This is a genomic window from Oceanihabitans sp. IOP_32 (assembly GCF_009498295.1).
Lineage (GTDB): Bacteria > Bacteroidota > Bacteroidia > Flavobacteriales > Flavobacteriaceae > Wocania > Wocania indica.
In genome coordinates, this window is the sequence record NZ_CP040813.1 from 1522586 (window position 1) to 1539433 (window position 16848).

The 16848-nt window shown below is 33.5% G+C and carries 15 protein-coding genes; 11 read left to right on the forward strand and 4 right to left on the reverse strand.

Annotated elements, in window-relative coordinates:
* The first annotated feature begins 3 nt into the window (after positions 1-3).
* The 8 genes from FEZ18_RS06380 (at position 4) to FEZ18_RS06415 (ending at position 7231) form a co-directional block, all read left to right on the forward strand.
* Complete coding sequence (locus FEZ18_RS06380; RefSeq protein ID WP_153267549.1) at positions 4-1638, forward strand: S41 family peptidase; 1635 nt, start codon at positions 4-6, stop codon at positions 1636-1638.
* Positions 1639-1950: 312 nt separating this feature from the next.
* A complete protein-coding gene (locus FEZ18_RS06385) occupies positions 1951-2490 on the forward strand; it encodes a hydrolase (RefSeq protein ID WP_153267550.1) in 540 nt (179 codons plus the stop codon).
* A 253-nt stretch (positions 2491-2743) separates the two neighbouring features.
* Positions 2744-3619 (forward strand): AraC family transcriptional regulator, encoded by an 876-nt coding sequence (locus FEZ18_RS06390; protein WP_153267551.1) that lies wholly within the window; start codon positions 2744-2746, stop codon positions 3617-3619.
* Positions 3620-4081: 462 nt separating this feature from the next.
* Positions 4082-4795 (forward strand): pirin family protein, encoded by a 714-nt coding sequence (locus tag FEZ18_RS06395; RefSeq protein WP_153267552.1) that lies wholly within the window; start codon positions 4082-4084, stop codon positions 4793-4795.
* 4 nt (positions 4796-4799) lie between these two features.
* Positions 4800-5108 carry a GNAT family N-acetyltransferase gene (locus FEZ18_RS06400; protein WP_410505148.1) on the forward strand — a complete coding sequence of 103 codons (309 nt, stop codon included), beginning with the start codon at positions 4800-4802 and terminating at the stop codon, positions 5106-5108.
* A 22-nt stretch (positions 5109-5130) separates the two neighbouring features.
* On the forward strand, positions 5131-5649 hold the full coding sequence (locus tag FEZ18_RS06405) for a YceI family protein (RefSeq protein WP_153267554.1): 519 nt from the start codon (positions 5131-5133) through the stop codon (positions 5647-5649).
* A 104-nt stretch (positions 5650-5753) separates the two neighbouring features.
* Positions 5754-6284 (forward strand): nitroreductase family protein, encoded by a 531-nt coding sequence (locus FEZ18_RS06410; RefSeq protein WP_317164457.1) that lies wholly within the window; start codon positions 5754-5756, stop codon positions 6282-6284.
* Positions 6285-6655: 371 nt separating this feature from the next.
* Positions 6656-7231, forward strand: a complete 576-nt coding sequence (locus FEZ18_RS06415; protein ID WP_153267555.1) for an MliC family protein — start codon at positions 6656-6658, stop codon at positions 7229-7231.
* Between the two features lie 105 nt (positions 7232-7336).
* Here the strand turns inward: FEZ18_RS06415 and FEZ18_RS06420 are convergent, their stop codons facing one another.
* The 4 genes from FEZ18_RS06420 to rpiB all read right to left on the reverse strand — a co-directional run bounded on the left by FEZ18_RS06420 (position 7337) and on the right by rpiB (position 12220).
* Positions 7337-8194, reverse strand: coding sequence for a CPBP family intramembrane glutamic endopeptidase (locus tag FEZ18_RS06420; RefSeq protein WP_153267556.1), 858 nt, complete (start codon positions 8192-8194; stop codon positions 7337-7339).
* A 5-nt stretch (positions 8195-8199) separates the two neighbouring features.
* Positions 8200-8646, reverse strand: a complete 447-nt coding sequence (locus FEZ18_RS06425) for a GNAT family N-acetyltransferase (protein ID WP_153267557.1) — start codon at positions 8644-8646, stop codon at positions 8200-8202.
* A gap of 2167 nt (positions 8647-10813) precedes the next feature.
* Entirely contained in the window at positions 10814-11731 is a 918-nt protein-coding gene (locus FEZ18_RS06430; protein WP_153267558.1) for a cation diffusion facilitator family transporter, read from the reverse strand.
* A 54-nt stretch (positions 11732-11785) separates the two neighbouring features.
* Positions 11786-12220, reverse strand: a complete 435-nt coding sequence (gene rpiB / locus FEZ18_RS06435) for a ribose 5-phosphate isomerase B (RefSeq protein WP_153269066.1) — start codon at positions 12218-12220, stop codon at positions 11786-11788.
* A 619-nt stretch (positions 12221-12839) separates the two neighbouring features.
* Between rpiB and FEZ18_RS06440 the strand changes: the two genes are divergently transcribed.
* The 3 genes from FEZ18_RS06440 (at position 12840) to FEZ18_RS06450 (ending at position 16632) form a co-directional block, all read left to right on the forward strand.
* Entirely contained in the window at positions 12840-15080 is a 2241-nt protein-coding gene (locus FEZ18_RS06440) for a ribonuclease R family protein (protein ID WP_153267559.1), read from the forward strand.
* A gap of 72 nt (positions 15081-15152) precedes the next feature.
* Positions 15153-15827, forward strand: a complete 675-nt coding sequence (locus tag FEZ18_RS06445) for a head GIN domain-containing protein (protein WP_153267560.1) — start codon at positions 15153-15155, stop codon at positions 15825-15827.
* A gap of 118 nt (positions 15828-15945) precedes the next feature.
* Entirely contained in the window at positions 15946-16632 is a 687-nt protein-coding gene (locus tag FEZ18_RS06450; protein ID WP_153267561.1) for a LysE family translocator, read from the forward strand.
* Positions 16633-16848 lie beyond the last annotated feature (216 nt).

Here is a 16848-nt window from a genome sequence, read left to right on the forward strand (position 1 = left end):
AAAATGAAAAATCTTCTAAAGAAAAACATACTAATTCCTGTTTTAGCCCTAAGTATGGTGCTAACAGGTTCTGCTTTTAAAAACGATTTCTTTGAAATTGCCAAACAAATGGAAATATTTACCACCTTGTTTAAAGAAATTAATATGAATTATGTAGATGAAACCAATCCGGCAGACTTAATGGATACCGCCATTAAAAGTATGCTTGCCGATTTGGATCCCTATACTAATTTTTTAAACGAACAAGATGTTGAAGCCGCCAGAATTAATAATACGGGAGATTATATAGGCATTGGTGCAAAGGTGAGAACCTTTAAAGATAAACTGGTAATTGTAGAACCCTATAAAGATTATCCTGCCGATAAAGCGGGGTTAAAAGCTGGAGACGAGATTATTAAAGTGGGTAATACTGCTATAAAAGGTTTTGAAGGTCTTGCTGGCGATTTATTAAAAGGTACTCCCGGTAGCCAGGTGGAGGTTACTTACCTGCGCCAAAATCAAACCAAAACAGCCACCATAGATAGAGCAGAGGTTGAAATAAATGCCGTGCCTCATTTTTCTATGATTAATTCTAATACAGGATATATTGTATTGTCCAGGTTTAACAACAAAGCAGCTGCACAAACCAATTATGCACTTAGAGATTTAAAGGCACAGGGTGCGCAGCGTCTTATTTTAGATTTACGAGGCAACCCAGGTGGCCTATTAAACGAATCTATAAAAATTGTAAATTTATTTGTACCAAAAAATCAATTAGTTGTTACCACAAAATCACAAATAAAAAAATACAACCGCACCTATTACACACAAAATGAACCTATTGATACCGAAATTCCTCTGGTCGTACTCATTGATGGAGCAAGTGCCTCGGCAAGCGAAATTGTTGCGGGTGCCTTACAAGATTTAGACCGAGCCGTTATTGTAGGTTCTAGAAGTTTTGGAAAAGGTTTAGTACAACGCCCTAAACAACTTACCTATGGTACTCAAATTAAAATAACCATTTCTAGATATTATACACCTTCAGGACGCTGTATTCAATCTTTAGATTACAGAAATAGAAACGAAAAAGGCGAGGCCATTAAAGTAAAACAAGAAAACTATAACGCCTTTAAAACTAAAAACGGACGTAAAGTTTTTGATGGTGGTGGCGTACTCCCAGATGTAAATTTAGGGGCAACAAAAAACTCGCCTATTATTCAAGCCATAAATCAAGAAAATTTATTATTCGATTTTGCTACGCAATATTATTACAACAACGACCTAAGTGATATTAGTAATTTTAAATTATCAGATGCTGATTTTGATCACTTTAAATCCTATCTAAAGACGAATAATTTCACCTTTGAAACCCAAACTGAAAAAGCATTTTTAAAGGCTTTTGAAGCCGCCGAAAAAGAGGATTTAACAGAATCTATTACAGCCGATTATAACGCCTTAATATCGAGCTTAATCAAATCAAAAACCAAAGCTATAGACGATAATAAAGTTTATTTACTAACTCTTTTAACCGAAGAGATTGTAAAACGCTACGTGTACAGAGAGGGTTTATACGACTATTATAAAATTAACGATCCTAAAGTTAAAAAAGCGACCGAAATATTAAATAGTCCTTTAACTTATACAGGGTATTTGAGATAAATAGAAATGGTATTTATAGTTTTTTAAAAAGAACTTGTAATCGATTTTACACCTCCTATTTATCGCCATAAACGATCCAATCAAAACCATGTTTTTTATAGGATAAACCTTAGAATTTGTAACGCTAGCTGTACATCATTTAAAATCTAGTATTAGCTCATCCTTTTTAACTGGTAAACGCTACTCTTTAAACACATAGCTAATTTTGTGTATTGGAGATTTTGGTATATTTAACCAAGCCTTTAGCTCAATATTCTACAGCTTTTTAAGGCTGAAACTGAAGCATTATACCAAATTAACAATTTTTAAACTATGCTAAACACAGAAAACACGGGACTAATTTTAGTAGATGTGCAAGGGAAACTGGCTAGAACGGTATTTGAAAGCGAATCCCTTATCGCTAATATTGAAAAACTAATTAAAGGCTGTAAAATATTAGGAATACCGATTGTTTGGTTAGAACAATATCCTGAAGGCTTAGGACATACGGTACCAGAAATATCAAAACTTTTAAAAAATCAAAAACCCATTGAAAAACGTTTTTTTAACGCCTTAGATGAAAAACAAATTGAACACGAGATTGTAAAACTAAACAAACCTAACTGGTTAATATGTGGCATAGAAGCCCATGTATGTGTTTATCAAACCGCAATGGGTTTATTAGCTAAAAAGTTAAATGTGGAGCTTGTGGCCGACTGCATAGCGTCCAGAAAAAAATACGATCGAGAAATCGCCATAAAAAAAATGCGAGATCAGGGCGCACACCTTAGTAGTCTTGAAATATGTTTATTCGAACTTACAAAAGATTCTAAAACAGAAGTCTTTAAAAAAATACTGCCCTTAATTAAATAGCATGATTTTGTAATCTTTTAGCATACCATAAATGGTTTGTAAAATACAAATCTAATGCATGGCATAAATTTTAATCTTGTATCGCGCAAGTCTAACAGATTTGTTTGGGATTTTTGTGTTTTTTTATAAAACCCTAATGAACTAGAACATATTTAGGTATCTTTGAGAAGCCCATTTTTATGGTTTTATTTGTCATAAATTTAAAATGGCCATGGTGTCTTATATGTAATTTCCTTTAACGATTTATGTAAAAATGAACAGCGTAAAAACTTATCATAAAGCACATTCTGAAACCGAAAACATGAGTTTTGGTATCTCTAAAATGGAGGCTGTTTACGCAAAGCGTCAGGGTAGAGTTGACGAACCCCACAGACATCATTATTACACCGTTTTAATAATAAAAAAGGCTAAAGGTCTGCATAAAATAGACTTTAACGCTTATAATTTGGCCAACCATCAAATTATATTTGTGGGACCTGGACAAGTACACCAAGTTATTGAAACCGAACCATCGTTTGGGTATGCCATGACCTTTTCTAATCAGTTTTTATCCGAAAACGCGGTACCCTTATCCTTTATTAATAGTTTAAGTCTTTTTCAAAATTACGACCAAAGTCCGCCATTACAGCCCAACAAAACGCAATTTGAAACCATTGAAAACTTTGCCGAAAACATTTTTAAACTATTTAAAAGTGATGATAAAATGAAATACTTATCTATTGGCGCTTTTTTAAAACTCTTACTTATAGAATGCAATAAAATTTGTGCTGTAAACCCCATAGAATCTGATGTTGATACAACGGGTAACAACCTTATTAGAACCTTTAAAGCTGCCGTAGAAAAACATTACCATAAAGAACATTCTACTACATTTTATGCCCATAAGCTTTTTATTACCCCAGACCATTTAAACCGTACTTTTAAAGCTAAAATTGGAAAAACCGCCAAAGAATATATTCAAGCAAGAATAATTACCGAAGCTAAAAGGTTGCTTTATTTTACAGATTTAACAAATAAAGAAATCGCTTACCAACTTGGCTTTAATGAGCCAGGAAATTTTAGTGCATTTTTTAAAAAACACACCAAATTATCTCCTTCAAAATTCAAGAAAGAAGAACTGAGTTCATAGTTTTTAGTGAAAACATATTTAAAACCACTAGTGTCCGATTAAAAATATTATAATGCTGTCAATCCTTTTAAAATTAAGAACTTTGCACGTTTTTTTAAAATGTCACCTTGCTTATTTTAAATAATTATTAAGATTTAAAGGAACTATTTTGTTAATTTAAAGTACTTCTGTTTATCAGTTAGTTAGAATCAAGTCTTGGTTCTTATGTCTATTAGCGAAGCGGTCTTATGTCTTTTGTCGGACATTAATGATTTAAAACTAGGTTTTATCGGGTATTAAACCTCTTTCTTTTTAGTCCAATCGGATTTTTATAAGTTTTCCCCTTTTTTTCATATTCCACAGCCTTTAAAACGGTTGCATCTTTGCACTATCCTTTTAAAGCGGTATTGAGTTTAAAAAATTTAAACAAGCTATTGATCATTTCAAGGATTACACTGATAACACAATAAAAATATAAAGACTATGAAAACAGTAATTCACAAAGCAGAAACTAGGGGCCATGCCGATCACGGTTGGTTAGATTCACATCACACCTTTAGTTTTGCCAATTATAGAAACAGAGAACGTATGAATTTTGGTGTCCTTCGTGTATTAAATGACGACGTTGTAGTGCCAGGAATGGGCTTTGGCACCCATCCGCATGACAATATGGAAATTATATCCATTCCCTTAGAAGGCGATTTAGAACATAAAGACAGCATGGGTAATGTGGCGGTTATAAAAGAAGGTGATGTTCAAGTTATGAGTGCTGGTACTGGTATTACCCATTCTGAAAAAAATAAAAACACCCACAAAGAGGTTAAATTTCTTCAAATATGGGTATTCCCAAACAAAAACAATGTGAGCCCACGTTACGATCAAATTTCATTACAAGACATCGCTAAATCCAATGAATTTTATCAAATTCTTTCACCTAATCCTGAAGATCAAGGGGTTTGGATTCATCAAGAGGCCTGGTTTCATTTAGGGAAATTTGAACAAGGAAACACCGACGAATATACCATCAAAAAAGAAGGAAACGGGGTTTACGCTTTTATTCTTGAAGGTGAAGTAGAAATTAATAACGAAAAACTATCTAAAAGAGATGGCATGGGTATTTGGGATACAAACAGCATCACTGTGAAAGCCACAGAAGACGCACGTGTGCTTTTAATGGAAGTCCCAATGGCATTATAAAGCAATTTTAACACATAAACATTTAAAAAAAATGGACATAAGCATAAAAGAACAAAACAATAAGGGCTTTGCAGTAGCCACAGAGGGGAATACAACAGCTGGTACCATGACCTATTCCATATCAAACAACGGCTTTATCATCATAGATCATACCGAAGTAGACCCTGCATTTAAAGGAAAAGGCGTTGGTAAACAATTACTTTACAACATAGTAGATATGGCCAGAGCAAAACAGATTAAAATACTGCCGCTATGTCCATTTGCTAGTGCCATGTTTAAGAAATTAACAGATATTCAAGACGTACTAAAATAATAACCAATTAAAATTTAAAAAAATGAGCCATAACACAAACTGGAACGTAGACAATAGCCATTCTGAAATTGCATTTAAAGTAAAACACATGATGATTTCGACCGTAACTGGTCACTTTGAAGATTTTCAAGCCACAGCCAAAACAAATGGCGACGATTTTAATGATGCTATTTTTGAATTTAGCGCCAAAACCGCATCTATAAACACCAAAAATAAAGACCGTGATGCCCATTTAAAATCTGATGATTTTTTCAATTCTGAACAATATCCCGAGATGAGCTTTACTTCAAAATCATTTGATGGCGAAAAACTTATTGGCGACTTAACCATAAGAGATATCACAAAAGAGGTGACATTAGAAGCCGATTTTAACGGAATAGCCGTAGATCCTTACAACCAAACCAAAGCTGGTTTTGAAATAACAGGAGAAATAAACCGAAAAGACTTTAATTTAACTTGGAGTGCCGTTACAGAAGCGGGAAGCATTGTGGTTTCAGATAAAGTAAAACTAGTAATTGATATACAATTTACAAAACAATAAAATCCTATGCCTTTAACAACACACCTGAAATGGCGTTACGCCACCAAAAAATTTGATGCTACAATAAAGTATCTCAAGAGCATATTGACTATATACAAGAAGCCGTGCAACTCTCGGCATCATCGTATGGATTACAGCCTTTTAAAGTTTTAGACATTAAAGACCCTAAACTAAGAGCAGAACTAAAACCATTATCTTGGAATCAATCTCAAATTACTGAGGCCTCTCATCTGTTTTTATTCTGCAGCTCTACAAAGGTAAGCGATAAAGATGTTGATCATTTAATCACCCTCAATTCTGAAATTAATAACATACCCCTTGAGAACCTATCGGGTTACGGTGATTTTATAAAAGGTAAGATGGCAGAAAAATCTGAAGATGAGATGCTTCACTGGACAGCCAAACAAAGCTATATCGCTTTAGCAAATGCCTTAAATGCTTGTGCAGAGCTTGGAATCGACGCCACACCTATGGAAGGTTTTGATGCCGAAGCCTACAATAAAACTCTAAAATTAAAAGAAAAAGGATTAAACGCTTCGGTTGTGCTTGCTATTGGCTATAGACATGATGACGATGCTGCGCAACACGCAAAAAAAGTTAGAAAACCTATAAATTCTCTCTTTGAAACGCTTTAAGAGACATGTTTTTTTAATATTAAACGGTTTGAGTGCCTACTCAAACCGTTTTTTAGTTTAAATGAATAATTTATTAACCCAAAAGGTTTTTCTGCTTAGAATGGCATACTTTTCGCCACCATAGGCTTAGTATAACATCTTATACCAATTTAGTTATGTCATGCCGCATATAATTCGTTTACTCACATCTTTCTATTTTTTAAATAGGAGTTCGTGATGTGCTTCGCAGTTCTTTTTCGCCCATATTTCGGTATAAAATAAAACCATAGCTACGGCTATGCTTTGATTTTCTATCTCATCTGAACAAAAAATAATTCAAATTAATAATAAGACATTTCAAAACTAAATTGGTATTAATAATTAACGACAACATGAATACAAAAATTTTAACCCTTGGTCTTGTAGCCACCCTATTTTTAAATGCTTGTAAAGACACTGCAAAACAAGATCAGGTAGATAAACTAACCGAAACAACCACAGCAAGCCAAGAAAATATTACCACAACTACCTCGACCAATAAAGACGGAAAAACATTAGAATTGGCGTTTAACCATAACAAGGGAACCGTAATTATAAAATTTGATGGCGATACCAGCGAATTGCAAAGCCAAAAACCAGCATCTGGATTTTGGTATAAAAATGAGCAATACGAATTACGAGGAAAAGGCAACGATATAGAATTAAAAAAAGAGGGAGAGCTCATATTTTCACATCAAGATGATATAGTAAACACAAGCCTAAAAAATGCCAAAGGTCAAACTCTAGATATGACGTTTAATAACAGCACAAATACCGTAAAACTGTACTTAAACGGTGGCGAGCAAATAGAATTAGCAGGTGAAAAGGCTGCCTCTGGCATTTGGTACAAAAACGAGCAGTATGAGTTACGAGGCAAAGGCCTAAATTTAGAATTAAAAAAAGACGGAAAAATAGTTTTTGAGAATTAAAAAAGCATCTGATAAACGATACCAGTTTAAAAATCTCAAGTCATACCAATTTAATTTTGAAATGTTGTTTGGTTAATTTGGTATTAATCTTACGCTTGAGATTTTTTATTCAATATCGTATTCCTTTTGCAGCAACTCAATAAACGCCTCTTTGCCTAAACCTTTTTTTGACTTAAAATCTAGGTTAACCAATACATCATACACATAATATTTTTTATTGCCGTAAATGGAATCTAAAACGTGCTGAATGGAATACTGCCGGATATTTAAAGCGTGAATTTTACCATTTAAAGTATCTATTTTAAAACTTTGCTCCTGTTCTGGTTTAAAAAACGCTTTTTCTTCTATTACTATTGAATAGTTTGGAGTATTATCTGAATATGGTTTTGCTAGATATGAATATGTCATAGGAATTAATATTATAAAAATTAAATTCCAAATAAAATGATAAAAGACAGCCCATTTAAAATTTAATCGCACTCTAATAAATGTTATAACAAATCCACCTGCTAATTGCGATAAAATAATAAATGGTGACAAAATAAAAAATATAGCATTGCTATTTATATAATTTGATAAGTGAATAAAACCAAAAATAATAGCAAATAAATAAACTAGAAAAGGAAATATTTTATCCCACTTTTCTCTGCTTATTATTTTTTTTTGAATCCCCTGAAATCTTAAAATTTTTCTAAAAATTAATTCTTCTAAAAACGGAATTAAAATAACTAAAGCAAATATTGAATTTAGCAAAGTCATGGAGTAATTGATCTGTTTATCTTTTAAACTAAGAATAGAATCAATTATAGAAAATACTGGAATTACAATTATAAAAGTAAACACCAACTCGAAAAAGAGTAAGACTAATAGAAATTTAATTTTGTAATTAAAAGAACATTGTATTTGAACATCGTTAGGTTTTTTTAAAAACTTAAAAAAGTCATTAATAATATCTTTTATCATAATTGTTACATCACAGCTAACATGCCTATGTGCGGAATATTATCCTCAAGATATTCGTCACCAATAGCTTTAAACCCTAAATTATTATAAAAATCCTTCAAATAAACTTGGGCAGAAATTTTAATGGTTGTTTCGTTAAAATGATTTTTTATAGCTTCAATTGAGGCCTTCATTATACCATAACCATATTGATGATTACGTTCATTTTTAGCAACCACCACACGACCAATACTGGCTTCTTCAAAATAATCGTTAGGTTTAAAAATGCGGGTATAAGCCACTATTTTATCATTTTTAAAACCAAGAATATGTAAGGCATTTTGGTCTTTACCATCTATATCTTGATATACACAATCTTGTTCTACAACAAAAACTTCGCTGCGTAAACGCAGAATATCATACAGTTCTTGAGTGGATAATTCTTTAAATGGTTTTACTTGTATTTTGAGCATATTATAGCGTGTTTGTCAAGGTGAGGCAATCTTTAGGTGTCATAAACTTTTTATTTAATTCACTTTATTTAAAACTAATATTCATCTTTTAATCAAATGTAAGTATTAATTCTAAAAGATTCTTCAGTCGTACCTCCTTCTGAATGACAGACGTGGATTATTCAGAGCGAAGCCTTTCATTCAGAGCATAGCGAATATATTCGGAGTCGAAGAATCTCACGGTTTTAATTGCCCTTTCAATCAAAAGATGGCGTAGTCATGCTTCCTCGCAATGACGGGTTATTGATGTGTGCAGTTGTTTATAACGAAGCCTGTCATTCAGAGCACAGCGAAGAATCTTACGATTTTATCTGTCCTTTTAATCAAAAGATTGCTTCGTCATGCTTCCTCGCAATGACGGATTATTGATGAGTGCAGTTGTTTATAACGAAGCCTGTCATTCAGAGCACAGCGAAGAATCTTACGATTTTATCTGTCCTTTTAATCAAAAGATTGCTTCGTCATGCTTCCTCGCAATGACGGATTATTAATGTGTGCAGTTGTTTATAACGAAGCCTGTCATTCAGAGCATAGCGAAGAATCTCTTTCTCTATAAACTTAGTATAACCCATTATAAAGATTCTTCAGTCGTTCCTCCTTCTGAATGACAGACGTGGATTATTCAGAGCGAAGCCTGTCATTCAGAGCACAGCGAAGAATCTTACGATTTTATCTGTCCTTTTAATCAAAAGATGGCGTAGTCATTCTTCCTCGCAATGACGGATTATTGATGTGTGTAGTTGTTTATAATGAAACCTGTCATTCAGAGCATTCCGAATATATTCGGAGTCGAAGAATCTCACGGTTTTAATTGTTGTTTTAATGGAAAGATGGCGTAGTCGTGCTTCCTCGCAATGACGGGTTGTTGATGTGTGTAGTTGTTTATAATGAATCCTGTCATTCAGAGCGCAGCGAAGAATCTTACGATTTTATCTGTCCTTTTAATCAAAAGATTGCTTCGTCATGCTTCCTCGCAATGACGGATTATTGATGTGTGTTGTTATTAATAGCAACGTTTCAATCAAAACGCAGCCTGTCTTTTAAAGCGAGTCTGTCATTCAGAGCGCAGCGAAGAATCTCATCGTTTTAATTGTTGTTCTAATGGAAAGATGGAGTAGTCATGCTTCTTCGCAATGACGGGTTATTGATGTGTGCAGTTGTTTATAATGAAGCCTGTCATTCAGAGCACAGCGAAGAATCTCACAGTTTTACTTGCCCTTTCAATCAAAAGATGGCGTAGTCATGCTTCCTCGCAATGACGGGTTGTTGATGTGTGTAGTTGTTTATAATGAATCCTGTCATTCAGAGCATTCCGAATATATTCGGAGTCGAAGAATCTTACGATTTTATCTGTCCTTTTAATCAAAAGATTGCTTCGTCATGCTTCCTCGCAATGACGGATTATTGATGTGTGTAGTTGTTTATAACGAAGCCTGTCATTCAGAGCGCAGCGAAGAATCTCTTTCTCTATAAACTTAGTATAACCCATTATAAAGATTCTTCAGTCGTGCCTCCTTCTGAATGACAGACGTGGAATATTCAGAGCGAAGCCCGTCATTCAGAGCGCAGCGAAGAATCTTACGATTTTATCTGTCCTTTTAATCAAAAGATTGCTTCGTCATGCTTCCTCGCAATGACGGGTTATTGATGTGTGCAGTTGTTTATAATGAATCCTGTCATTCAGAGCGCAGCGAAGAATCTCTTTCTCTATAAACTTAGTATAACCCATTATAAAGATTCTTCAGTCGTGCCTCCTTCTGAATGACAGACGTGGATTATTCAGAGCGAAGCCCGTCATTCAGAGCGCAGCGAAGAATCTCACGGTTTTATCTGTCCTTTTAATCAAAAGATTGCTTCGTCATGCTTCCTCGCAATGACGGGTTATTGATGTGTGCAGTTGTTTATAATGAATCCTGTCATTCAGAGCGCAGCGAAGAATCTCTTTCTCTATAAACTTAGTATAACCCATTATAAAGATTCTTCAGTCGTGCCTCCTTCTGAATGACAGACGTGGAATATTCAGAGCGAAGCCCGTCATTCAGAGCACAGCGAAGAATCTCATCGTTTTAATTGCCCTTTCAATCAAAAGATGGCGTAGTCATGCTTCCTCGCAATGACGACGGTTAATTTAATCTTGAACAATCACTTCTTTTGTATCTTTCTTATCAAATTCTGGCTGGATATTTACGTGATTAATACCGTATTTTTTCCATAATAAATCCTCAATTTCATGTAAAATACTATCGAATTGCGATAAACTAATATCTTCATTAAAATCGATATGTGCTTCAAAATGAATTTCATCTTCATTTAATTGCCAAATATGCACATGATGCACATTTTTTATACTTTCAAAAGTAGTTATATCGGCTACAATTTTATTAATTGGTGTAGATGTTGGTGTAAACAACATTAAAACCTTAGTAGAGTCCTTTAATAAATCGAAACCCATCCAAACTAAATACAGCGCTATGGCGAAGGTAAGTGCGCTATCTACCCAATACATTTGATGGTATTTCATTAATAAACCACCAATTAAAACGGCCACACTTGCCATCATATCGGTTAATAAATGGACATAAGCACTTTTCATATTCATATTGGTTTTGGCCTCTTTTTTTAATAAAAGTACACTAAAACCATTTCCTAAAATAGCTATGGCAGATAACCAAATAACTAAATTCGATTCGATAGCTTGTGGATTCTGAAATCGCTCTACAGCTTCAATAATTAATAAAACGGCCACAACAATTAAAGTGGCAGCATTTACAAAGGCCGCCAATATTTCGGCTCGTTTATATCCGAATGTTTTATTTAAAGAGGCTTTTCGTTTGGTTAATCGATCGGCTACATAACTAATAACTAAGGAGATTACATCGCTAAAATTATGCAAAGCATCGCTTAAAAGTGCCAAGCTTCCAGAAATTAAACCCCCTACTACCTGTGCTAGAGTAATAAGAATATTTAAAACAATCGTGACTAAAAGTTTGCGACCTTTTAAATTAGGATGTGAATGTGAATGCGTATGATTATGGCTATGTGCCATGTGTTAAAGATGTAAGATGAAACAGGCTAAAAAACCAATAGTAGCCGCAATAAACTAAGAGCACATTGGTATTTTATTAACTCGATTTTGATGTCTACCGCCTTCAAAGTCGGTGTTTAAAAAAGTATCTACCATTTCAACAGCTTGTTGTACCGAGGTAAATCGTGCAGGTATACATAATACATTGGCATTGTTGTGTTGTCTAATCAAGCTTACAATTTCCTTATTCCAACATAAACCAGCACGAATTTGTTGATATTTATTAGCGGTCATGGCCACACCATTAGCGCTTCCGCAAAGTAAAATTCCAAAGTCTACTTTTTTATCTACAACATCTTGAGCTACCGGGTGTACAAAATCTGGATAATCTACACTATCGTCAGTATTGGTACCATAATTGGTTATTGCATAACCTTTAGATTCTAGATGTTTAATAATAGCAAATTTATAATCGGTACCAGCGTGGTCGTTTCCTATGGCAATTTTCATTTTTTTAAAGGTATTAAAAGTTATGGCACAAAGGTAGTAATTATTAACAATGTCGATTAGTATATTCATAACTTGTTAATAACTGTTAATTACTTTTAATAAGAAAACCATGGAATATCCATTTATTTTTTCAATCAAAAACCCATCTCTAAAAACCAAATTTTTAAGTCACTTTCTTTTTTTAAAATATGACAAGAATTAACAGTCGATATAAACATCAATTCTTAAAAACTTATTAATAAAAGACTGTTAATTTAGGTTGTTAACAATTGTTAATAGCGTTTACAAACGCTCTATTTAACAAGATCTTAAAACAAAATAACCTGTTAATAACGCCTTAACAGACCTTTTTAACTATAGCATCAAAATAAAAGTAAAAAAAGTTATACCGCTATTAACATACTATAATAAGCATCATTTATTTTTTTAAATTTTAAAAGAAAAATTATTGTATTATATATAATGTGGATAAGTTTGATTTTTGAAAGTTATGAATTAATGGCATTAAATATTAAAATTGTAGCTTTGTAAAAATAAATAGCCGTCTTCTCCTAAAATCGAGCTATTAAATAATAAAATTTCCAATATCTTTAGGGAATTATAATGATTACAAAATTACATGACAAGACAGAGAAAAGGTAAATCCAAGAAAAAGGGCATTTCCAACCTTTCAAATACAATTTTAAGTATTTTAAAAAAAGATAGAAACCAAGCATTTAATTATAAACAAATCGCTGCTAAAATTGGTGTTAACGATGCTAGTAGCAGAAATCAAATCATAAAGAAATTACGTGATTTACAAGGTAAACAAGAAATAGAAGAGGTAGAACGCGGTAAATTTAAAGCCGTAGTTAATACAGATTATTACACCGGTATTCTCGACTTAGCAGCAAAGGGTAATGGGTATATTATTAGTGACGATTTTGAAGATGATGTGTTTATTGCTTCAAACCATATTAATAAAGCTTTAAACGGAGACGAAGTGGAGTTTTATGTGTATAAACGCCGTAAACAAGGCAAATTAGAAGGCGAAATCACCAATATTATTGCGCGTGCTAAAAGCGAGTATGTGGGAGTGATTCAAATTCAAGATAAAAAGAATTTTGCCTTTGTAGTGGTCGATAATAATAAAATGTACACCGATATTTTTGTACCTATAAATAAAATATACCAAGCAAAAGATGGCGATAAAGTTCTAGTTAAAATTGAAGATTGGCCAGAAAAAGCGAGTTCTCCTCATGGTAAAGTGCTTCAAGTACTGGGCAAACCTGGCGACCATGATACCGAAATCCATGCCATTCTTGCCGAGTATGGTTTACCATACGATTTTCCAGAAGCGGTTGAAGCCTATGCCAATCAAATAGATACTACAATAACAGCCGATGAAATTGCAAAACGTCGGGATATGCGGGAGGATTTAACCTTTACCATCGATCCTAAAGACGCTAAAGATTTTGATGATGCCTTATCTTTTAAAGTTTTAGATAATGGCTTATACGAGATAGGAATACATATTGCCGATGTGTCACATTATGTGCAAGAAGGTACCGTTCTAGACGATGAAGCTTTCGAGCGTGCCACCTCGGTATATTTGGTAGATCGGGTGGTACCTATGTTGCCAGAGGTGCTCTCTAATAATGCTTGTTCTTTACGTCCAAATGAAGAAAAATATACCTTTTCTGCGGTGTTTCAAATAAATGATAAAGCTGAAATAAAAAACGAATGGTTTGGCAGAACAGTAACCTATTCTGATGCGCGATTTGCCTACGAAGAAGCCCAGGCCATTATAGAACAAAATAGCTCGAACTCTGTTGAAACCAATCAAATTGAAAATTTAGATACTTTTATTCCAGAAGCGGTGTCCATTACTGGGAAAAGCTATAATACCGCTCCAGAAATTGCTCACGCAATTGTGAAAATGGATAAATTGGCCAAAATTATGCGTAAAAAACGTATGCGTTCTGGTGCGATTTCATTCGATAAGGTTGAAGTAAAATTCAATTTAGATGCCAATAATAAACCAACGGGAGTGTTTTTTAAAACCAGTAAAGATGCCAACAAACTCATCGAAGAATTTATGTTGTTGGCCAACCGTAAGGTTTCAGAATTTATAGGAAAACAAAACCCTAAGAAAACCTTTATTTATCGTGTTCACGACGAACCAGACGAAACCAAACTCGCGGCCTTAAACAATGTGGTAAGTAGGTTTGGTTATAAATTAAATTTTAAAGATCGCAAAAATGTAGCGGCCTCCCTTAATAATTTACTTAAAGACGTGAATGGTAAGAAAGAACAGAATTTAGTAGATACCTTAACGATTAGAACCATGAGTAAGGCCGAATACACTACAAAAAATATTGGTCATTACGGTTTAGCATTCGATTATTACAGTCATTTTACATCGCCCATTAGGCGGTATCCCGATGTGATGGCGCACCGGTTGTTACAACATTATTTAGAAGGCGGAAAATCGGTAAATCAAGATGTTTACGAAGATAAGTGTAACCATTCTAGTAATATGGAAAATTTATCAACTCGAGCAGAACGCGACTCTATTAAATACATGCAAATTAAATTTATGGAAGACCATAAAGAAGAAGCATTTTTAGGCGTTATTTCTGGAGTAACCGATTGGGGAATTTACGTTGAAATTATTTCTAACAAATGTGAAGGTATGGTTAGTGTTCGCGATATGAAAGACGATCACTATGTTTTTGATCAAGATCAATTTGCTATGGTGGGTAAGAGTTCTAAAAAAGTGTACCAGTTGGGTGACGAGGTGGTTGTAAAAGTTAAAAATACCGATTTGGTTAGAAAACACTTAGATTTTAATCTTATTGGAAAACCTGAAGCCCAATAAAATTTTTAGAAATACCAACAACGGAATACTTTTTGATATTTAGCTTAAATCAACAAATAAAAAATTAATTCAATGAAACATGTAGTCATATTTTTAAGTCTTTTTATGTTTTCAACTGTAATCGCTCAAGAGCCTATTGAAAAATCGATAGGGGAATTTACAGAGTTAAAAGTTTATGATTTAATAGAGGTAGAACTCGTAAAATCAAATGACAATAAAGTTATTATTTCTGGAGAAAAAACAAATAGTGTTGTGGTGAGTAACCGAAACGGTAAACTAAAAATTAAAATGAAACTCAAGGAGATTTTTGATGGTAATAACACAAAGGTCACCTTGTATTATACTGCGCTTGATGTTATTGATGCAAACGAAGGGGCTAAAGTGCATTCTAAAGATGATATCAAGCAATTCGAAATAGATTTAAAAGCTCAAGAGGGCGCGACTATTAATGTGCCATTACAGGTTAATTACACCAATGTAAAGTCGGTTACAGGAGGTATAATTACCACTTCTGGTAAGTCTAAAAATCAAAAGGTGCGCTTATTAACTGGAGGTGTGTATAAGGGCGAAGCTTTAAATACAGAACATACCGATGTGTCTATAAATGCTGCTGGTGAAGCTCATGTTACGGCTTCAGAATTAGTTGATGTTAAAGTAAGGGCTGGGGGCGACGTATACATTTATGGCAGACCAAAGCATATTAACGAAACGACAGTTTTAGGAGGACGCGTTACCCGAATAAAATAATGTTACACCATACAAGCTCTAAACCCACGATTTACCGTGGGTTTTCTGTTAAATTATATCCTAAGCTTTGTAAAAACAATAAAATATTTCATTACTTTGTCTTAAGTGAATTATATTTATGTTTGATAATGTATTAGCAGCGATCCCATTTGGTATTATTTTAGCCTTTACCATAGGGCCTGTTTTTTTTGTTCTGTTAGAAACAAGTGCTACAAAAGGCTTTAAAAGTGCCTTAATTTTTGATTGTGGTGTTATACTTGCCGATATATTATTTATTCTTGTTGGCTTTTACAGTACCAGCAAGTTATTAGATAAAGTAAAAGACGATCCTAGTTTTTTAATTTTTGGAGGAGTTCTTTTAGTGGCCTACGGATTTATTTCTTTTCTTAAAACTTCAAAATCTTACCGTTCTATTGTTAATGAATACCACAGAGTCGAGATAAAAAAAGGCTACGGTAAACTGTTTTTAAAAGGCTTTTTACTTAATTTTATTAATATTGGCGTGTTAATAGGTTGGGTGGCTTTTATTGTTTTAGCAAACTCTTTAACCGAAACTAAAGAAGGTGTCGTGGTTTTTCTAGCCACTATTTTAATTGTCTATTTTTTGGTAGATTTAGCTAAAATAGCGTTGGCTAAGAAATTAAAAAATCGCCTTACACCAAGACTTATTTTTAAGACTAAAAAGATTGTAGCTCTTGTTATTCTGGGATTTGGAGTATTGCTTTTGGTTCAGGCTTTTTTTCCAAATGAAAAAGAACTGCTAAAAGAAAAATTTGAGCAAATTAATCCGATGAAAACAGAATAAATTTTGACTTAAGAATTTATGAATACGGCTTGAAAGGAATTTTATTTTATTTTTACTGTGGTACTTTGTTTTAAACCGCTTTTATTCTTTATCATTTATAGATATACGCTGAAATATAAATTGTTAGATTCTAGTAATAACGCCAACTTACTTTGTTAAACATACAGTTTAATAAGCGATACAATCATTTTCAATCTATTTTTCATATTCATGTTA